Genomic DNA, 18,501 nt, shown 5'->3' on the forward strand with positions numbered 1-18,501 from the left:
TGAAGTAGAATTACTTAACTTCAACAGATGCGCCAGCTTCTTCAAGCTTAGCTTTGATTGCGTCAGCGTCTTCTTTAGAAACGCCTTCTTTGACTGGAGCTGGAGTTCCGTCAACGAGTGCTTTTGCTTCTTTAAGACCGAGACCTGTGATTTCACGAACAGCTTTGATGACGTTGATTTTACCAGCGCCAGCGTTTGTGAGGATTACGTCGAATTCAGTTTTCTCTTCAGCTGCTGCGCCTGCGCCAGCACCTGCAACTGCTACTGGAGCTGCTGCTGATACGCCGAATTCTTCTTCGATTGTTTTTACGAGTTCGTTAAGTTCGAGAACCGTCATTGATTTGAGGTCTTCGATGAATTGCTCTTTGTTGAAAGCCATTATGGTTTTCCTCCTTTGATGTTGTGAAAAAGTTTTTTTGAGTTACGCTACGCGACAAAAATTAAGCTGATTGCTCTTCTTTTTGTTCTGCGATTGCATTTGTTGCGACTGCGAGCCCACGGATTGGAGCTTGAAGTACGCTGAGAAGCATCGAGAGAAGACCATCGCGTGATGGAAGTTCTGCAAGGGCTTTGATTTCTTCGAGTGAAGAAACTTTACCTTCGATGATTCCGCCTTTAAGTTCGAGCGCTTTGTGCTCTTTCGAGAAGTCGTTCAAGATCTTCGCTGGAGCAATAACGTCTTCTTTAGAGAAGGCGATTGCTGTAGGACCAGTGAAGACTTCGTCAAGACCTTCGAAGTTCGACTGAGTAGCTGCGCGGCGAAGAAGACCGTTCTTGTAAACTTTGAACTCGATTCCAGCGTCACGGAGTGATTTACGGAGTGTAGTCACTTCTTCAACTGTAAGTCCACGGTAGTCAACAACAACTGTTCCAACGCTCGCTTGCATTTTCTCAGCGATTTCATCGACGAGTGCCGATTTCTGAGCTACGATTTTTTCGTTTGCCATGTGTTTGCACCTCCTAGTCAATTCTTATACCGGACGAGAGGCTGCTCTCCAAAAGAAATCCCTCGTATGAAGACATACGAGGGCGTAATTGTTTGAAAGTAAACCTGTGACAACAGGCTCAAGTTCGAGCAAAGACACCTCGGAAGGGTTTACGGACCGATGTCCACCTTCTGTCTACGGTAATCCAACATATTCGGTTGAACGTGTATTACTTTATCAGCGGTGTCACACGTTGTCAACAATTTATTTCAACAAGATTACTTAAGGAAATCTGCAGTCGCTACACGGATCCCAGGACCCATTGTAGATGAAAGCGAGATGTTTTTAAGGTAAGTTCCTTTTGCAGTAGCAGGCTTCACTTTCATGAGTGTTTCGAGAATTGTCTCGATGTTCTCAGAGAGTTTAGATGCTTCAAATGATTTCTTACCAACTGGAACGTGGATGTTACCAGCTTTATCAACACGGTATTCAACTTTACCAGCTTTGATATCCGCGATTGCTTTTTCTACGTCGAAAGTAACTGTTCCTGTTTTCGGGTTAGGCATGAGGCCTTTAGGTCCGAGAACACGACCAAGTTTACCAACCTCACCCATCATGTCAGGTGTCGCAACGATTACATCGAAGTCGAACCATCCTTGTTGGATTTTGTTGATGTACTCAGCGTCGCCAACGTAGTCTGCTCCAGCAGCTTCCGCTTCTTTCACTTTCTCACCTTTTGCGAAGACGAGAACTTTTTGTGTTTTACCAGTACCGTGTGGAAGTACAACGGCACCACGGATTTGTTGGTCTGCTTTCTTCGGATCTACGCCGAGACGGACAGCAACTTCGATTGTTTCATCGAATTTAGCAGTAGCTGTTTTTTGAACGAGCTCGACAGCTTCAGCGAGGTCGTATGACTTCGTGCGGTCAACAAGCTTAGCTGCTTCTTGGTGTTTTTTACCCATGATCTTTTCCTCCTTGTGGTTAGCGGAATTTCCTCCCACATAATGAAGGGATTGAAGGTGAGCAGTATTCACCGACAACCCCAGAGACTAGCAATTAGTCTTCGATTACAATACCCATACTACGTGCAGTACCTTCAACCATAAGCATCGCTGTTTCTACAGATGATGCGTTAAGGTCAGGCATTTTAAGTTCAGCGATTTCGCGAACTTTGTCACGCTTAACCGTTGCTACTTTCTTACGGTTTGGTTCACCAGAACCACTCTCGATACCAGCAGCTTTCTTCAAGAGAACTGCAGCTGGTGGAGTTTTCGTAATGAATGTAAACGAACGATCTTCGTATACCGTGATGACTACAGGAATAATCAATCCGGCTTGGTCTTGTGTACGAGCGTTGAACTCTTTACAGAATCCCATGATGTTAACACCTGCTTGACCAAGTGCTGGACCTACTGGTGGAGCTGGGTTTGCTTTACCAGCTGGGATTTGAAGTTTAACGAGTTTAGAAACTTTTTTCGCCACGAGACACACCTCCTTAAGTCTAAAATGTGGTTTCTTGGACGTTGTGCGCCCTCCCACTCAATCTATTAGGTCGAGTTTGTACCGAAATAAAGCACAACATCAAACATTTTCGATTGTACCATCCGTTTTACGGATTAGCAAGTGGGTTTAGTTAATTTTCTGAACTTGTTCGAAATCAAGCTCAATTTTTGTTTCACGACCGAACATGTCGACCACGACTTTGAGCTTCTCTTTGTCGGCTTCAATCTCGTCGATTGTTCCTTCAAAGTTCTCAAATGCGCCTTCTTTCACGCGGACAAGGTCACCGAGTTCATAGTTGTAACGATCTTTCTTCTCGATGAGTCCCATTTGTGACAAGACGTTTGTCACTTCGTCCGGTTGGAGTGGGATTGGTTTTGCCCCACCACCCGTTGAACCGAGGAAGCCGGTGACGTTTGGCGTGTTGCGGACAACATACCATGAATCGTCAGTCATGACCATCTCTACGAACACATAGCCCGGGAAACTTTTGACTTCACGTTCTTTGATTTTCTTCTCGCCACTCTTCAATGTGACTTCTTCTTGCGTCGTTTCAGTCGGGACGAGGACGCGGAAAATTTTATCTTCCATGTTCATCGAACCGATTCGACGTTCTAGGTTTTCTTTGACGTTATTCTCAAAACCTGAGTACGTCTGGACAACAAACCATTGTTTCTCCACGGCTTTCACCTCTTCCTTAGTTAATCAATAAATTGACGAGATAACTGACCCCAGTATCTACGCCGAACACGAACAGGCCAATCACGACAACAGTCGCGATGACAGTAATGGTATATTTCGTGAGTTCTTTACGAGTCGGCCAACTCGTTTTCTTCAACTCTTTCCATACGTCGCGCAAAAAGTTCATGGTAGCTTCCTCCTACATTGAATGCCAATCTACGTTACTTTGATTCCCGATGCAGCGTATGCGCGTTACAGCGGCGACAAAACTTCTTCATTTCAAGCCGTGTCGACACGCCATCTTTTTTTGTCGTCGAGTACTCTCGAGACCCGCATTCTGAGCAAGCGAGACTTACTTTCTTTGCCATTCATAAGCGCCCCTTTCGACTACTCTCTCTTAAAAAAGAGCGAAAAAAAAACGCCTCCTGTAAATGGCGTCTACGGACAAGGCGCTGCTTTTAAAGTATCACATAGGAGGCACGCGGTCAATAATCGGTTAGCTCGTGAGCATCCGGACGTCGACATGACGCTCGAATTTCTTCTTCACGCGCTGTAACGCATTATCGATCGATTTGACATGACGATCGAGGTCATCTGAAATCTCTTGATAAGAACGCCCGTCTAAATAAAGACGCAAGACTTTCCGTTCGAGGTCACTCAAGATCTCATCCATCTTCGCTTCCATGAACGACTGTTCTTCCTGTGTCACGATTAATTCTTGTGGGTCAGTCGGATGTGGTGGCAAGATGACATCGAGCAACGTCCGGTCAGACTCTTCATCAAAAATTGGTTTATCGAGTGACACATATGAATTGAGCGGAATATGTTTTTGGCGTGTCGCCGTCTTGATTGCCGTGATCATCTGGCGGGTAATGCACATCTCGGCAAAGCTTTTGAATGACGCAAGTCGCTCGTCTTTATAATCACGCACACCTTTATAAAGGCCGATCATCCCCTCTTGGACGATGTCCTCATGATCTGCACCAATCAAAAAGTATGAACGTGCCTTCGCCCGCACAAAATACCGGTATCGTTCAATCAAAAACTCGAGCGCGTCGCTATCCCCTTCGTTGCGCGCCAATAAGACCAACTCTTCGTCTGACATTTTTTCAAACTGTTCGTACGGCCATCCGTTCATGCTCGTTACCCCCCGGCGATTGATCCTGAACTATGTAAGGTTGTGTCCCATTATAGGGCTCCCTACTCCTATGCGTCAAACAAATTTCTAAAAATTCCGTCAATTAAATATTGTGTAACTCATATATGTAATAGTATACAACATTCCTTTGCAAAAAAATGTCAAAATCGAAACAAAGACGAGTCCATTTCATGAACTCGTCCGTGATTTCAATCACCTTTTGATTTGCGACGTCGCATTTCTTCAAACTTTGCTTGAATATGTGGTGGAATATCAATCGTCTTCCGATTTGCTTGTTCTTTCTCTAGCGACACGCGCTGTTGCTCAATCAGTGTTTTCGCATGCTTCCAATCTTTCAACAGTTCGGTTGCCGGAACGCGCAATGCGCCTTGACCAAAGATGACCCACTGCTCCGTGAAATCGTTCGTCGCAACGAATAATGTAATGAGCCGGTCATCCACTAATTCATGGGCACGCCGCTCAATCCATTCGTCCGCTGTCTCATTTTCTTTCGTATAGACAACGTCGACCCGACTCCGCTTCTCTTTGGATTCACGACCATAGCGCATGTGGGCGTCAAACACGATGGTGACCTCTTTGCCGGACGCAGCCTGATATTCTGCCATCGCCTCAATCAACAGATTGCGTGCTTGTTCAAAATCTACATCGCGGAGACTTCTCAAGTGAGGCCACGCGCCGATGATATTATATCCGTCGACAAGAAGGAGCTCGCGCTTCAGGATACTCATGCCAATGGATGACGTGAGCGATGCACCTCATACAGGAGGAGCGCCGCTGCAACAGATGCATTGAGTGACGTGACATGACCGACCATCGGTAAATGAACAAGGAAGTCGCACGATTCGCGCACGAGTCGGCTCATCCCCTTGCCCTCACTTCCAATGACCACAACAAGTGGCATATTTCCATCCAATCGACGATAGTCCTGACTTTCTTTCGCATCGGTCCCGACAACCCACAATCCTTTTTCCTTCAACTCTTCAAGTGTCCGTGTCAAGTTCGTCACACGCGCCACCGGAATATGCTCAATGGCCCCGGTCGAGGCTTTGGCAACCGTTTGAGTCAAACCGACCGAGCGACGTTTCGGAATGATGATTCCATGTGCGCCAACGGCATCGGCGGTCCGTAGAATCGAACCGAGATTGTGCGGGTCTTCGAGCTCATCTAGCAAAATGAAGAGCGGTGTCTCCTCTTTCGAAGCTGCGAGAGCGAACATGTCTTCGACTGTTTTGTATTCATAAGCCGCAACCGCCGCAACGACTCCTTGGTGATGTTCACTGCCAGCCATCTTCTCAAGTTTCGTTTTTGGGACGAATGACACTTGGACCGATGCTTCGTTCGCCATCGCGATGATTTGAGCGAGTGGTCCCTTTTGCTGACCTTCCATAATGAATACTTTATTCATATCACGACCACTTCGCAGTGCCTCGAGTACCGGGTTACGACCGTAAAGGAAGTCAATCCCTTCCTCCATCACATCGACTTCCTTATAGTCAGGGCGTTCTGCCTTTTGGCGACGCGTGCGATCTGGTCGTTCCCCACGAGGGCGGTCAAACGTTCGTTTCTCCGCTCCCCGATTTCCGTCATGTCGTTTCGGTCGACTCGGCTTCGAGTCGTTCGAACGCTTGTTTGATGAGTTCTTCAAGACGATCCCTTCTTTCTGTCAAATAGATATACCCAATCAGTGCCTCAAACGCCGTGGAATAACGATACGTGTGCACATCGACCCGTTTCGGAACCGATCCTGATTTCGCATTCTTTCCACGTCTGACGACAGCCTGTTCCTCTTCCGTCAACGCATCCGTCTCTAACCAAAATGTCACGACGCTCGCCTGCGCCCGTGCATTGACGTAGCGGACCGCGCCCCGGTGCAAGTCATTCGGGCGCGTCAATCCTTTCTCGAGCAGGCGTCTCCGTACAGCCATTTCGTATACCACGTCTCCCATGTAGGCGAGCGCAAGGGCATTCATTTGTTTCGGTTGCATCATAACCGCTTCCACCGAACCCCTTGGGCCGTGTCTTCGAGTTGGATGCTTTGTTCTTTTAGTAAATCACGAATCTCGTCAGCCCGGGCAAAATTACGTGCCGCCCGTGCGTCGTTCCGTTCTTGAATCAATTGGTCGATCTCGGCATCCAATAGTTCTTTTTCTTCTGCCAACGTCAAGCCGAGGACACCCGTCAATTCATCAAATAGCGACAGGACCTGTTCTAGCGTCGCTTTTGCCACATGATCGGCCTTCGCATAAATGTTCGCTTCCCGTGCCAAGTCAAAGAGGACGGTCACGGCGTTGGCCGTATTGATATCATCATCCATTGATTCGATGAAAGACGCTTTGATGGATTCAAGCTTCCGTTCCATCGACTCGCTCGCCTCTCCAAGTCCAGCCGTTACCGACAAGCGATATTCAATATTTTGATAAGCTTCCTTGATTCGGCTCCAGCCGTTCGCCGCTTGTTCAATCAATTCTCGGCTATAGTTGATCGGATGACGATAATGCACAGACAACATGAAGAAGCGCAGGACCATCGGGTCGACTTCTTTCAACGCCTCATGGACGAGGAGGAAGTTTCCGAGCGACTTAGACATCTTCTCATTTTCAATGTTAATGAAGCCGTTATGCAACCAATAGTTGGCGAACTTCGCATGGTTGCAAGCTTCTGACTGAGCAATCTCGTTCTCGTGGTGTGGGAATTTCAAATCATGCCCGCCCGCGTGAATATCAATTGTTGTCCCGAGATGTTTTTTCGCCATCGCCGAGCATTCGATATGCCAGCCCGGACGTCCTTTGCCCCACGGACTATCCCATGATGGTTCATCCGGTTTAGCCGCTTTCCATAAGACGAAGTCGAGCGGGTCTTCTTTCTTCTCCCCGACATCGACACGTGACCCGGCCCGCAAATCTTCAATCGATTGCTGACTCAATTTTCCGTAAGTCTCAAACTTCTTCGTCCGGAAATACACGTCTCCTTCTGATTCATAAGCGAACCCTTCCGTCTCTAATTGACGAATGAATTCGATGATTTCTACCATCGTATCGGTAACACGCGGATGCACGTCTGCCGGTTGAACGTTAAGTGCCCCTGTATCTGCTAAATACGCCTCGATATAGCGATTCGTCAGCGTCTCCGTGTCTTCTCCTAATTCATTCGCCGTACGAATGATCTTGTCATCCACGTCTGTGAAGTTCAAGACGTATTTGACCTCGTACCCACGATACGTCAAGTAGCGACGAACCGTATCGAAGGCGATCGCCGGACGGGCGTTTCCGACATGAATGTAGTTGTAAACGGTCGGACCGCATACGTACATCGATACTTTACCCGGAACAATCGGGACAAACGGTTCTTTTTTATTCGTGAGACTGTTGTACAGCTGAATCATGTGTCTTCTCCTCCATCCACTTTTCAAGCGTTGCTAATTTTTGTTGTAGTTCATCCACTGCCGCTTCTAAGCGTTCTTGGCATTCGCGGTCCGGATCTGGGAAACGATGATCTAGATCATGTTGCTTCACACGCTTACCGTTTCGGATGACGACACGACCTGGAATTCCGACCACGGTCGAATCAGACGGCACATCGTTCAATACGACCGAGCTCGCTCCGATTTTGACGCAATCGCCGACCGTGATGTTACCAAGTACTTTCGCCCCCGCTGAAATAAGCACGTCACTCCCGATTGTCGGGTGACGCTTCCCTTTCTCTTTCCCCGTTCCACCCAGGGTGACGCCTTGATAGATAGTAACGTCATTCCCGATAATCGCCGTCTCACCGATGACGACACCGAAACCGTGATCGATGAACACGCGGTCCCCAAGCACCGCCCCCGGATGAATTTCAATCCCGGTCAACCAACGACTGAATTGGGCTAATAATTTGGCCACCAGTTTCATGTTACGTTTCCATAATCCGTGCGCGATGCGATGTGCCCATATGGCGTGAAGGCCTGGGTAAGTCAGTGCCACTTCTACTTTCGAACGAGCGGCAGGGTCTAGTTCCAGGACAGTCCGCAAGTCTTCGCGTACACTGCTCCAAAATCCCATAATCGATATCTCCTTTTCTTATACAAAAACAAAGACGCCCCTGTGCCAAGGCACAGAGACGCCGTAAGCGCGGTTCCACTCTGTTTGGGAAAATGCGTTCCCCTCTCAAGTCTCGTTAACGCCGAGTCACGGCCTCGACTACATATCGCCGAGACGGCTCCGAGGTGCACTTCTTCGGGGGACACATCTAGAACTCCCAGCCTAGGTTCTAGTCTCTGCAACGTGTCGTACCGCTTACTTTCCTCATCGATGCCTTTATTACGCTAATAAAGTTGTCAGACGCTTCAACACACGCTCTTTTCCGATTAACGAAATGGCGTTCGGGAGTTCTGGTCCATGTGTTTGCCCTGTCGTCGCGACACGGATCGGCATGAACAAGTTCTTCCCTTTTTGACCGGTCGCTTTTTGCGTCGCTTTCGTCGCCGCTTTAATCGCTTCCGGTGTGAAGTCTTCGATTGCTTCGAGCTGCTGTTTGAACTCTGCAAGAACAGCAGGTACCGTTTCACCTGAAAGGACAGCGTTCGCTTCCTCGTCATACTCGATTTCATCTTTGAAGAACAAGTCTGTCAACGCGACGATTTCTGCTCCGTGCGTCATTTGTTCTTTATACAATGCAATCAAGTTTGTCGCCCAATCCGCTTCCTCAATAGATACCGCCTCGGGTAATCGTCCTGCTTCTTGTAAGAATGGTAAACTGAGTGCCACCACTTCGTCAAGCGTGGCCTTCTTCATGTATACACTGTTGATCCAAGAAAGTTTTTGTTGGTCAAAAACTGCCGGACTCTTCGACAAACGTTTCGCATCAAACATTTCAATGAACTCTTCTTTCGAGAAGATTTCTTCTTCCCCGACGGGTGACCAGCCAAGGAGCGAAATGAAGTTGAAGAGCGCTGCTGGCAAGTAGCCGAGATCCGCATATTGTTCGATGAACTGAATAATCGATTCGTCCCGTTTTGATAACTTTTTATGTTGGTCGTTGTAGATGAGCGTCATGTGACCGAATTCAGGATAGTCCCAACCAAGTGCGTCATAGATCATCATCTGTTTTGGTGTGTTCGCGATATGGTCGTCCCCGCGCAACACGTGACTGATCTTCATCAAATGGTCGTCCACGACAACTGCGAAGTTGTACGTTGGAATGCCGTCCTGTTTCACGATGACCCAGTCACCGAAATCTTTCGATTCAAACGAGACGTCTCCTTTGACGACATCTGTCCATTTATACGTCACGCCTTCCGGCACACGAATCCGAATAGACGGTTTACGCCCTTCCGCTTCAAACGCTTCACGTTCTTCAACAGTGAGGTTACGGTGCGCACCCGAGTAACGTGGTGCCTCCCCACGTGCGATTTGTGCTTCACGCTCTGCTTCAAGCTCCTCCGAGGTCATGTAGCATTTATAAGCAAGGCCTTTGCTCATCAACTCATTGACGTATTTCTCATAAATCGCAAGACGCTCCATTTGATAATATGGACCGTAGTCTCCGTCACGCCCTGGACCTTCATCCCAGTCGATGCCGAGCCATTCCAAGTATTTCATCTGACTCTCGACACCGTTCAACACATTCCGTTTCTGGTCAGTGTCTTCAATCCGAAGAATCATTTTTCCGCCAGCATGGCGAGCAAATAAGTAGTTAAACAACGCCGTCCGCGCATTTCCGATATGGAGATGCCCCGTCGGACTAGGCGCATAGCGTACACGCACTTCACTCATAATAGTTCCACCTTTCTTCTCTTCTGCCCAAATAGTATACCATTTCTGTCAAGCCCGGTTGAGTAAGATGACCGCTTGCGCCGCAATCCCTTCTTCGCGTCCCGTGAAGCCCAGTTTCTCCGTCGTCGTCGCTTTCACGTTCACCTGCTCGATGTCCGCCTCAAGAAGTTCGGCAATGACCGCGCGCATCTCATCAATGTAAGGACGAAGTTTCGGACGTTGAGCCATGACCGTCGCATCTACATTTCCGAGAACGTAGCCTTGATCTTTCACGAGCTGCCAGACGTGACGAAGCAATACTTTCGAATCTGCATCTTTAAATTCCGGATCCGTATCCGGGAAGTGTTTCCCGATATCACCTGCCGCAATTGCTCCAAGTGCCGCATCCGCAATGGTATGGAGTAACACGTCCGCATCAGAATGACCGAGAAGTCCACGCTCATGTGGGATTTCGATTCCCCCTAAGATTAACGGACGTCCTTCTGCAAATGCGTGTACATCAAAGCCTTGACCAATTCTCATTGTAATTCCTCCTTCGCTAAAATCGCGTCGCCGAACAATAAATCTTCGGGCGTCGTCATTTTGATGTTGTGATAGTCCCCAAGGACCACTTGTACCGATTCGCCGAGCCACTCAAACAAACTGGCATCATCCGTTCCCATCACCTGTTGTTCGACCGCTCGTTCATGTGCCGCCAAAATCGCTTTCGCCTGAAAGGCTTGCGGCGTTTGTGCCAACCATAAGTTTTCACGGGGAACGGTGCGTTCGATGTGATGACGTTGAACTTGTTTGACCGTATCTTTAACGGGTACCGCCAAGATGGCACCACCTTGCAGTGCCGCTTCAGCCACTTGATGCAACTGTTCACGTTTTACAAACGGACGCGCACCGTCATGAATCATCACAATCGTATCGGGTGCAACAACCTTCAGTCCTGCATGGACACTCTGTTGTCGTTCTTCCCCCCCTGCTACGTATGTAACCGGCGTCTTCATCTGTGATGTCATCGCCTCGAACCAGTCACGTTCTTCTGGCCGGATGGCTAACACCATTCGTTCGCACCACGGATCGGTATCGAACGCCTGTAACGTCCAAGCAATAATCGGTTTGTCACGGAGCGTCAGCATCAACTTATTCGCATCCGCACCCATCCGCTTCCCTCTTCCCGCAGCCGGGATGACAACTGTATAAGCTACCATGTTAATACCTCTCTTCGTGAAAAAAAGAGAGCGCTCTCGCGTCTCTTTTTGATCCGTTATTCCGGACGGGCAAAAATCATACGGCCTGCAGACGTTTGTAAGACACTCGTCACAACGACAGGAAGCGTCTTCGAAATCAATTTACGTCCGCCCTCCACGACAACCATTGTCCCATCCTCAAGGTAAGCAACCCCTTGATTCTGCTCTTTTCCTTCTTTAATAACTGTCACGACCATCTCTTCACCAGGAATGACAATCTGTTTGACGGCGTTTGCCAAATCATTGATGTTCAAGACCGGTACATTTCGTACCTCACACACTTTATTTAAGTTGTAGTCATTCGTAACAACAATCCCGTTTTTCAGTTCAGCTAGTTTAATCAATTTGATGTCGACTTCCGGTACGTCTTCGAAGTCTCCATCATAGATTTCAACCTGGATGCGCTTGTTCTCTTGTAGTTCCTTCAAGATGTCCAGTCCACGACGTCCACGATTCCGCTTCAACGTATCCGAGGAGTCGGCGATGTATTGCAGTTCGCCGATGACGAACTGGGGCACAATCAATGTTCCTTCCACGAATCCAGTCGTCGCAATATCCGCGATTCGACCATCGATGATGACGCTCGTGTCTAAAATCTTATCATTCGAGCGTTGGACCGGTTCAGTCGCAGGCTTTTCCCGTTCGCTCTTCACAAATAGTTTGATCCATTCGTTACGCTTCCGATAGCCGACCGCGAAACCAAAGTAACCAAACAGGGCCGTGACAAAAATCGGAACGATTTTACTCAGTAAGAAAATATTCGTGACTTCAAGCGATACACTAATCAAAAAGGCAATCAAGAGCCCGATGATGAGACCGATCGAACCGAATAAGATATCCCCTACCGGTAAACGGACGAGCCGTTCTTCGACAAAACGAATAAATGCAACAACACCATCTGTTAAGAATAAACTAAGAATGAAGAAGATAAGTCCACCAATCAAACTTGCTACGTATGGAATCGTTAACCACTCCGGCACATTCATGCCAAGGTCTGCTAATAAAAGCGTCGCTTCGATGATTCCGAACCAACCCACGACGAGTCCAATCAAAATAAATCCGATTCGTACAGCAATCTTCACTCATTCCACCTCCTTCTATATGAAATAAAATTTCAAAAAATAACACTTTCATTGTAACATGATTTTTTCAATCACGTTCGTTACAAAGCGTTAAAAACTGCCAGTGGCGACCCGTTAGAACGGAATCGCCAACTGGAGTGCTTCGTCCACTGTTCCGACCCCGACGACTTCAATCCCTGCCGGAGCGGTCCATCCCCCCATGTTATTTTTCGGGATGATGGCCCGTGTAAAACCTAGTTTTGCCGCCTCGGCGACACGTTGCTCGATTCGGGAAACCCGTCGCACTTCCCCAGTCAATCCGACCTCACCGATGCAGACATCCGTCGGACGAGTCGGACGATCGCGGAAACTCGAGGCAATCGAGATACAAATCGCAAGGTCAATCGCCGGTTCATCCAGTTTGACGCCACCGGCTGCTTTCAAGTACGCATCCTGCGTCTGAAGCAAGAGACCGGAACGTTTTTCGAGCACGGCCATGAGCAGCGCGACTCGGTTTTGATCAATGCCCGTGGCCATACGTCTCGGGTTCCCGAACGATGTCGGAGAGATGAGTGCTTGGAGTTCCACGAGTACCGTCCGCGTACCTTCCATCGAGGCGACAACGGTCGAACCCGATACGCCAGCCGTGCGTTCCTCCAAGAATATTTCAGATGGATTAAGCACTTCCTCTAGTCCACTCTCTTTCATCTCGAAAATGCCAATCTCGTTCGTCGATCCAAAACGGTTTTTCACCGCCCGTAAAATACGGAACGTATGATGACGCTCCCCTTCAAAATAAAGTACCGCATCGACCATATGTTCAAGTAAGCGCGGGCCGGCAATCGACCCTTGCTTCGTCACGTGACCGACGATGAAGACCGCAATCCCTCGCGTTTTCGCAATTTTCATGAGGGCGGCCGTACATTCTCGAACTTGTGACACGCTCCCTGGCGCCGATTGAATCTCATCCATATATACCGTTTGAATCGAGTCAATGATGACAAATCCAGGTTGCTCCTCATCAATAACCCGTTCAATCATCAACATGTCCGTCTCAGCGAGCACGAACAAGTCATCGGTCGGTAAACCGAGCCGTTCCGCACGAAGTTTTGTCTGTTTGAGAGATTCCTCCCCCGAGATGTATAACACCTTTTTACCACTATGGGCTAAGTGAGCGCTAACCTGTAACAGAATGGTCGACTTCCCGATTCCCGGGTCCCCGCCGACTAAAACGAGTGAACCTGGGACAATCCCACCGCCGAGGACACGGTCAAATTCACGACTATTCGTATGCACGCGTGTCTCTTCTTGTGAGACGACGTTCGCTAAGCGTTCCGGTTTCAATTGTCGCGATGAACTATGCACAAAGGCCGCTCCACGTTTGGCTTTCTTCTCTTCTACAAACTCTTCGACGAGCGTATTCCATTCATTACAACCCGGACAACGCCCCATCCACTTGGCTGATTCATATCCGCACGATTGGCAGACGTATTTCGTTTTAATTTTGGCCATAAGTTCCCTTCCTGTCTAAAAAAAGCTCCCTCTAAACGACGAGGGAGCTGAATGTTTTACTGAACTACACCTTCGTTACGAACGACGAACTCTCCATCTTGTACGTCGAGCGCAACTTTACTGCCTCTAGCGATTGTGCCGCCGAGCATTGCTTCTGAGAGGCGGTCCTCCACTTCCCGTTGAAGGGCACGACGGAGAGGACGAGCCCCGTATTCCGGATCGTAGCCGACATCGGCAATTTTATCGAGTGCCGCATCCGTCAAGCTGAAATCAACACCTTGTTCGGCGAGACGTTTCTTAAGTGTCTCTGCCATAAGTTTGATGATTTCTTGAATGTGCTCTTTTTGAAGTGAATGGAATACCGTGATTTCATCAATCCGGTTCAAGAACTCAGGTCGGAACGCTTTCTTCAATTCCTCGAGTACTTTGTCCTTCATTTCCGTATATTCACGTTTCACATCATCTTCCACTGTGAATCCTACATATTTGTTTCGTTGAAGCGCTGCGGCTCCGACGTTAGACGTCATGATGATGACTGTGTTTCGGAAGTCGACTGTGCGACCTTTCGAATCCGTCAAGCGACCGTCGTCTAACACTTGAAGCAAGATGTTGAATACTTCTGGGTGCGCTTTTTCGATTTCATCGAGTAGGATAACCGAGTAAGGTTTCCGACGCACTTTTTCAGTCAATTGACCGCCTTCTTCGTAACCTACATAACCAGGAGGCGAACCGACGAGACGGCTCGTCGCATGTTTTTCCATGTACTCGGACATGTCGATTCGAATGATGGCATCTTCATCGCCAAACATCGCTTCGGCAACTGCACGGGCGAGCTCTGTTTTCCCGACTCCGGTCGGTCCGAGGAAGATGAATGACCCGATTGGACGTTTCGGATCTTTCAATCCGGCCCGGGCGCGACGGATCGCACGGGAAATTGATTTCACCGCATCGTCTTGACCGATGACACGGTTGTGAAGAATCGATTCGAGTTTGAGGAGACGGTCTGTCTCTTCTTCGGCAATCTTCGTGACCGGTACACCTGTCCAGTTCGCAACAACTTGAGCGATATCTTCTTTCGTCACTTCAAGTTTTTCGTTACCTTGCTTGTTCTGCCATTCTGCTTTCAACTCTTCTAACTCATCGCGTAACTTCTGTTCCGTATCGCGAAGGGAAGCTGCTTTTTCAAACTCTTGGCTTTGTACGGCAGAGTCTTTCTCTTTACGAATCGATTCGAGACGGGATTCCAACTCTTTCAAATTCGGTGGTGCCGTGAATGAGCGAAGTCGTACTTTTGATGCCGCCTCGTCGACGAGGTCGATTGCCTTATCCGGCAAGAAACGATCGGAGATGTAACGGTCTGAAAGGACGACCGCCTCGTGAATCGCCGTATCTGTAATCGTCACACGGTGGTGTGCTTCATAGCGATCGCGTAACCCGAGTAGGATTTGTTCAGCTTCTTCTGTCGTCGGTTCGTTCACTTGAATCGGTTGGAAGCGGCGCTCAAGCGCTGCATCTTTTTCGATGTACTTCCGGTATTCATCTAGTGTAGTCGCCCCGATACATTGAAGTTCACCACGAGCCAATGACGGCTTGAGGATGTTCGACGCATCGATTGCACCTTCTGCACCGCCCGCACCAATCAATGTGTGCAACTCGTCGATGAAGAGAATAACGTTCCCTGCCTGACGAATTTCGTCCATCACTTTTTTCAAGCGATCTTCGAACTCACCACGATATTTTGTACCTGCGACGAGTGTACCCATGTCGAGTACCATGACGCGTTTGTTGCGAAGCGTTTCAGGTACCTCGTTGTTTATGATTTGCTGAGCGAGACCTTCGACGACCGCTGTTTTCCCGACCCCTGGTTCCCCAATTAGAACCGGGTTGTTCTTCGTCCGACGCGACAATACTTCGATGACACGTTGAATTTCGCCTGCACGCCCAATGACTGGATCTAAACGAGACTCGCGTGCTTGTTGTGTCAAATCGCGTGCCAATCCGTCAAGCGTTGGGGTTGCGGCGCTCGCTCCAGGTTGCGAAGCATTTGAAGAAGACTCCGTGTTTCCGAGAAGTTGCAACACTTGTTGGCGTGCTTTCGTCAAACTGATTCCAAGGTTATTGAGTACGCGTGCCGCGACCCCTTCTCCTTCACGAATCAATCCTAGAAGGATGTGTTCCGTTCCGACGTAAGAGTGTCCCAATTTTCGAGCCTCATCCATCGAGAGCTCAATGACCTTCTTCGCACGCGGTGTGTAATGAATCGTCGACCCGTTCTCCGAACCGCGACCAATCAATGATTCTACTTCTTGTTGGATTTTTTCAGAGGTCAATCCGAGGGCGAAGAGCGCTTTTGCCGCAATCCCTTCTCCTTCACGAACCAATCCTAATAAAATATGTTCTGTACCAATATTATGATGGCCAAGACGTACGGCTTCCTCTTGTGCTAAAGCTAATACGCGTTGTGCTCGTTCTGTAAATCGTCCAAACATCATTGACATAACCTCCTTATAGTTGGATCAAACTAAGCCTTGATCTAACGTTCGACGAACAAGTGTCGCTCGTTCTCGATCCCGTTCTTGCGTAGATAATGTTTTCCCGAAATGTTTTTGTAGAAAACCTGATTGTAACCGAACGATGAGTTCATGAAACTTCGGCGGACTCCAATCAGACAAAATTCCTAGGTCACTCGCTAAATGTAAATCAGATAGCCGCTCAATGGCTTCGGTAGAAGAAAGAAGTTTGGCATATCGTAAAATACCATATGACCGATAAAACCGATCCTCTAACTCTTCTTGTCGATGTGCGATGAGCTCTTCACGCGCATGACGTTCTGCTTGAATCACTTGTTCTGTCACTTCCATAAAGTCAGCTAACAGCTGTGATTCATGACTGCCCAATGTCCGCTGATTTGACAGCTGGAACAACCGTCCTGCCGCATCGCTACCTTCTCCGTAACGACCTCGAATCGTATAGCCGAGTTTTCGAAGTTCTCGCAAAATGGGGCTGATTCGACCCGTTAACGTGAGTCCCGGTAAGTGTAACATGACCGAGGCCCGGAGTCCGGTTCCGATATTGCTTGGGCATGTCGTCAAGTAGCCTAACTGTTCGTCAAAGGCGTAGGAGAGTGATTCTGCGCACAATGCGTCTACTTGATTCGCTATTTCAAACGCCTCTTTCACTTGATAACCTGGGAGTAAGGTCTGAATTCGTAAATGATCTTCCTCGTTAATCAACACACTGATGGTTTCATCTTCACTTAAAAAGACTGCACTTTCTTCGTTTGTCGCAACGGCCGGACTAATTAAGTGTTTTTCCATCAACGCCTGCCGGGTGACTTCATCATAATCACGCATATGAAGATATTCAAATCCCTTTAACCCACGTAACCGCCCTTCGAGACGATCACATAGTTGACGTTCTCCTTCTTTAGAAAGGACCGGCGAAAATACAGTGTCTTTGACGTTACGTGCCAGTCGGATTCTTGTGGAGACGACCAGGTCATCCAATTTGGCACGCTCTTTCATTTTTGGACCAAGTGGATGTGTTAGGAACGTTTCCATTAGACATCACCTTGCCCTTCTAATTGCTTCATTTCTTTTTGAATACGTGCTGCTCGTTCATAATCTTCTTGTTCGACAGCGCGGGTCAACTCCCCTGCCAACTTTTCGAGTCGCTCTTCGATTCGTTCATGCGGTGTACGTAACTGGTCAGGGACCGAACCGATGTGATGATCATGTCCTTGTTGATATTGACGTGCGATTTTAATCAGTTCATCACGAAATACGGTATAACACGTAGCACATCCTGCTTTTCGTACACGTAATAAATCTTGCCGCGTCATCTGACAGGTCGGGCAGCGCTTTACGACCGGGACATAGCCCGTCATAAGTTCTACCGTACATTGTCGACATAGGCGTTTTTTTACGGGCACGTCCTGTTCCATGACAACGACTTCATTGATAGCCGGTCGCTGTTTACAACGTTCGCATAGCATACGACTTACCCTCCATTACGATAACGAAGTACTTTCATCAGCGCGAGTAGTTGCTGACGTCGAATATAGGAGCGATCGTCAACTTGTAAGTTCAATGCTTCATCTGATAAGAGATGATAGATCAACTGCGCCTCTTGTTCGTGCATCATCTGTTCTTCAACCAATCGAATCAGCACATTTTCAACGAGCTGTTCGTTCAAACGTGGATGTTCATGAATGACATCCATCAAACTAGAGAGAACATCTTGCTTTTCGTGTAAAATAACGCGTCGAATACGAATATATCCGCCACCGCCACGTTTACTTTCTACTAAATATCCTTTTTCGACGGTAAAACGTGTGTTGATGACGTAATTGATTTGGGATGGGACACATTCGAATCGTTGTGCGATATCTTGACGTTTGATTTCAATTGCGTTTGCCTGACTTTCCTTCAAGACTTGCTTCAAATACTGTTCGATGACATCCGAAATATTTCTCATCTCCACCACCCTCTGACCATCTTTGACTTTTGACTATATTTTATCATTGATTTAAAAAAAGGCAAACGAAAAGCGATGCCTCTATGTCGAGAGCATCGCTAAAACAAAAAAACGACCGAGCGTATGCTCGGTCGTCCTGCGTTGTTGCCTGGCAACGTCCTATCCTCACAGGGGGAGATCCCCCAACTACTT

General features: G+C 48.1%; 22 protein-coding genes and 2 other annotated features. All 22 genes read right to left on the reverse strand.

Translation table 11 applies throughout. The features are described 5' to 3' along the window. Positions 1 to 10: 10 nt before the first annotated feature. Positions 11 to 379, reverse strand: a complete 369-nt coding sequence (gene rplL / locus KNO79_RS14870) for a 50S ribosomal protein L7/L12 (protein WP_012727687.1) — start codon at positions 377 to 379, stop codon at positions 11 to 13. A gap of 61 nt (positions 380 to 440) precedes the next feature. After that, entirely contained in the window at positions 441 to 947 is a 507-nt protein-coding gene (gene rplJ / locus KNO79_RS14875; protein ID WP_012727688.1) for a 50S ribosomal protein L10, read from the reverse strand. A 44-nt stretch (positions 948 to 991) separates the two neighbouring features. Beyond that, positions 992 to 1,145, reverse strand: a sequence feature (ribosomal protein L10 leader region). A gap of 59 nt (positions 1,146 to 1,204) precedes the next feature. After that, entirely contained in the window at positions 1,205 to 1,891 is a 687-nt protein-coding gene (gene rplA, locus KNO79_RS14880) for a 50S ribosomal protein L1 (RefSeq protein ID WP_012727689.1), read from the reverse strand. Positions 1,892 to 1,985: 94 nt separating this feature from the next. Continuing rightward, on the reverse strand, positions 1,986 to 2,411 hold the full coding sequence (gene rplK / locus KNO79_RS14885; RefSeq protein WP_012727690.1) for a 50S ribosomal protein L11: 426 nt from the start codon (positions 2,409 to 2,411) through the stop codon (positions 1,986 to 1,988). Between the two features lie 147 nt (positions 2,412 to 2,558). Next, entirely contained in the window at positions 2,559 to 3,110 is a 552-nt protein-coding gene (nusG, locus tag KNO79_RS14890; RefSeq protein WP_012727691.1) for a transcription termination/antitermination protein NusG, read from the reverse strand. Positions 3,111 to 3,126: 16 nt separating this feature from the next. Then, positions 3,127 to 3,297, reverse strand: a complete 171-nt coding sequence (secE, locus tag KNO79_RS14895) for a preprotein translocase subunit SecE (protein WP_012727692.1) — start codon at positions 3,295 to 3,297, stop codon at positions 3,127 to 3,129. Between the two features lie 34 nt (positions 3,298 to 3,331). Further along, positions 3,332 to 3,478, reverse strand: coding sequence for a 50S ribosomal protein L33 (gene rpmG / locus KNO79_RS14900; protein ID WP_012727693.1), 147 nt, complete (start codon positions 3,476 to 3,478; stop codon positions 3,332 to 3,334). Between the two features lie 128 nt (positions 3,479 to 3,606). Continuing rightward, positions 3,607 to 4,248, reverse strand: a complete 642-nt coding sequence (gene sigH / locus KNO79_RS14905) for an RNA polymerase sporulation sigma factor SigH (protein ID WP_012727694.1) — start codon at positions 4,246 to 4,248, stop codon at positions 3,607 to 3,609. 209 nt (positions 4,249 to 4,457) lie between these two features. Then, on the reverse strand, positions 4,458 to 4,997 hold the full coding sequence (locus tag KNO79_RS14910; RefSeq protein WP_159563155.1) for an NYN domain-containing protein: 540 nt from the start codon (positions 4,995 to 4,997) through the stop codon (positions 4,458 to 4,460). Continuing rightward, positions 4,994 to 5,743: a 23S rRNA (guanosine(2251)-2'-O)-methyltransferase RlmB gene (gene rlmB / locus KNO79_RS14915; RefSeq protein WP_031421850.1), complete on the reverse strand. Its 750-nt coding sequence runs from the start codon at positions 5,741 to 5,743 to the stop codon at positions 4,994 to 4,996. The genes KNO79_RS14910 and rlmB overlap by 4 nt, the downstream gene beginning before the upstream one ends. A gap of 109 nt (positions 5,744 to 5,852) precedes the next feature. Further along, a complete protein-coding gene (locus tag KNO79_RS14920) occupies positions 5,853 to 6,257 on the reverse strand; it encodes a Mini-ribonuclease 3 (RefSeq protein WP_074035355.1) in 405 nt (134 codons plus the stop codon). Continuing rightward, positions 6,254 to 7,651 (reverse strand): cysteine--tRNA ligase, encoded by a 1,398-nt coding sequence (gene cysS, locus KNO79_RS14925; RefSeq protein ID WP_159563156.1) that lies wholly within the window; start codon positions 7,649 to 7,651, stop codon positions 6,254 to 6,256. Before cysS ends, KNO79_RS14920 begins: the two co-directional genes overlap by 4 nt. Further along, positions 7,620 to 8,309: a serine O-acetyltransferase gene (gene cysE, locus KNO79_RS14930; RefSeq protein ID WP_214691673.1), complete on the reverse strand. Its 690-nt coding sequence runs from the start codon at positions 8,307 to 8,309 to the stop codon at positions 7,620 to 7,622. The genes cysS and cysE overlap by 32 nt, the downstream gene beginning before the upstream one ends. 51 nt (positions 8,310 to 8,360) lie before the next feature. Further along, positions 8,361 to 8,568 (reverse strand) — a binding site (T-box leader). Continuing rightward, a complete protein-coding gene (gltX, locus tag KNO79_RS14935; RefSeq protein WP_208606723.1) occupies positions 8,568 to 10,025 on the reverse strand; it encodes a glutamate--tRNA ligase in 1,458 nt (485 codons plus the stop codon). It overlaps the preceding feature by 1 nt. Positions 10,026 to 10,070: 45 nt before the next feature. After that, a complete protein-coding gene (ispF, locus tag KNO79_RS14940; RefSeq protein WP_012727701.1) occupies positions 10,071 to 10,544 on the reverse strand; it encodes a 2-C-methyl-D-erythritol 2,4-cyclodiphosphate synthase in 474 nt (157 codons plus the stop codon). Next, positions 10,541 to 11,221 (reverse strand): 2-C-methyl-D-erythritol 4-phosphate cytidylyltransferase, encoded by a 681-nt coding sequence (gene ispD, locus KNO79_RS14945; protein ID WP_012727702.1) that lies wholly within the window; start codon positions 11,219 to 11,221, stop codon positions 10,541 to 10,543. The genes ispF and ispD overlap by 4 nt, the downstream gene beginning before the upstream one ends. A 56-nt stretch (positions 11,222 to 11,277) precedes the next feature. Continuing rightward, entirely contained in the window at positions 11,278 to 12,342 is a 1,065-nt protein-coding gene (locus tag KNO79_RS14950; RefSeq protein ID WP_214691674.1) for a PIN/TRAM domain-containing protein, read from the reverse strand. Between the two features lie 114 nt (positions 12,343 to 12,456). After that, positions 12,457 to 13,833 carry a DNA repair protein RadA gene (radA, locus tag KNO79_RS14955; RefSeq protein ID WP_012727704.1) on the reverse strand — a complete coding sequence of 459 codons (1,377 nt, stop codon included), beginning with the start codon at positions 13,831 to 13,833 and terminating at the stop codon, positions 12,457 to 12,459. A 56-nt stretch (positions 13,834 to 13,889) separates the two neighbouring features. After that, complete coding sequence (locus tag KNO79_RS14960; RefSeq protein WP_012727705.1) at positions 13,890 to 16,325, reverse strand: ATP-dependent Clp protease ATP-binding subunit; 2,436 nt, start codon at positions 16,323 to 16,325, stop codon at positions 13,890 to 13,892. 24 nt (positions 16,326 to 16,349) lie between these two features. Beyond that, the gene (locus KNO79_RS14965) at positions 16,350 to 17,393 is read right to left on the reverse strand and encodes a protein arginine kinase (protein ID WP_214691675.1); all 1,044 of its coding nucleotides are present in this window, start codon (positions 17,391 to 17,393) and stop codon (positions 16,350 to 16,352) included. Further along, positions 17,393 to 17,827, reverse strand: a complete 435-nt coding sequence (locus tag KNO79_RS14970; protein WP_214691676.1) for a UvrB/UvrC motif-containing protein — start codon at positions 17,825 to 17,827, stop codon at positions 17,393 to 17,395. Before KNO79_RS14970 ends, KNO79_RS14965 begins: the two co-directional genes overlap by 1 nt. 5 nt (positions 17,828 to 17,832) lie before the next feature. Further along, positions 17,833 to 18,309, reverse strand: coding sequence for a CtsR family transcriptional regulator (locus tag KNO79_RS14975; RefSeq protein ID WP_012727708.1), 477 nt, complete (start codon positions 18,307 to 18,309; stop codon positions 17,833 to 17,835). Between the last annotated feature and the right edge of the window lie 192 nt (positions 18,310 to 18,501).

The sequence above is a fragment of the Exiguobacterium sp. s43 genome (assembly GCF_018617255.1).
Taxonomy (GTDB): Bacteria; Bacillota; Bacilli; order Exiguobacteriales; family Exiguobacteriaceae; genus Exiguobacterium; species Exiguobacterium profundum.

Excerpts from the sequence above, each read along its gene's own strand:
- rpmG (WP_012727693.1), bottom strand. The coding sequence starts at position 3,478 with ATGGCAAAGAAAGTAAGTCTCGCTTGCTCAGAATGCGGGTCTCGAGAG.
- KNO79_RS14965 (WP_214691675.1), bottom strand. The coding sequence starts at position 17,393 with ATGGAAACGTTCCTAACACATCCACTTGGTCCAAAAATGAAAGAGCGT.
- rplL (WP_012727687.1), bottom strand. The coding sequence starts at position 379 with ATGGCTTTCAACAAAGAGCAATTCATCGAAGACCTCAAATCAATGACG.
- secE (WP_012727692.1), bottom strand. The coding sequence starts at position 3,297 with ATGAACTTTTTGCGCGACGTATGGAAAGAGTTGAAGAAAACGAGTTGG.
- cysS (WP_159563156.1), bottom strand. The coding sequence starts at position 7,651 with ATGATTCAGCTGTACAACAGTCTCACGAATAAAAAAGAACCGTTTGTC.
- ispD (WP_012727702.1), bottom strand. The coding sequence starts at position 11,221 with ATGGTAGCTTATACAGTTGTCATCCCGGCTGCGGGAAGAGGGAAGCGG.
- rlmB (WP_031421850.1), bottom strand. The coding sequence starts at position 5,743 with ATGGAGGAAGGGATTGACTTCCTTTACGGTCGTAACCCGGTACTCGAG.
- rplJ (WP_012727688.1), bottom strand. The coding sequence starts at position 947 with ATGGCAAACGAAAAAATCGTAGCTCAGAAATCGGCACTCGTCGATGAA.
- cysE (WP_214691673.1), bottom strand. The coding sequence starts at position 8,309 with ATGGGATTTTGGAGCAGTGTACGCGAAGACTTGCGGACTGTCCTGGAA.
- sigH (WP_012727694.1), bottom strand. The coding sequence starts at position 4,248 with ATGAACGGATGGCCGTACGAACAGTTTGAAAAAATGTCAGACGAAGAG.
- radA (WP_012727704.1), bottom strand. The coding sequence starts at position 13,833 with ATGGCCAAAATTAAAACGAAATACGTCTGCCAATCGTGCGGATATGAA.
- ispF (WP_012727701.1), bottom strand. The coding sequence starts at position 10,544 with ATGAGAATTGGTCAAGGCTTTGATGTACACGCATTTGCAGAAGGACGT.
- KNO79_RS14970 (WP_214691676.1), bottom strand. The coding sequence starts at position 17,827 with ATGCTATGCGAACGTTGTAAACAGCGACCGGCTATCAATGAAGTCGTT.
- KNO79_RS14960 (WP_012727705.1), bottom strand. The coding sequence starts at position 16,325 with ATGATGTTTGGACGATTTACAGAACGAGCACAACGCGTATTAGCTTTA.
- KNO79_RS14975 (WP_012727708.1), bottom strand. The coding sequence starts at position 18,309 with ATGAGAAATATTTCGGATGTCATCGAACAGTATTTGAAGCAAGTCTTG.
- KNO79_RS14920 (WP_074035355.1), bottom strand. The coding sequence starts at position 6,257 with ATGATGCAACCGAAACAAATGAATGCCCTTGCGCTCGCCTACATGGGA.
- KNO79_RS14910 (WP_159563155.1), bottom strand. The coding sequence starts at position 4,997 with ATGAGTATCCTGAAGCGCGAGCTCCTTCTTGTCGACGGATATAATATC.
- rplA (WP_012727689.1), bottom strand. The coding sequence starts at position 1,891 with ATGGGTAAAAAACACCAAGAAGCAGCTAAGCTTGTTGACCGCACGAAG.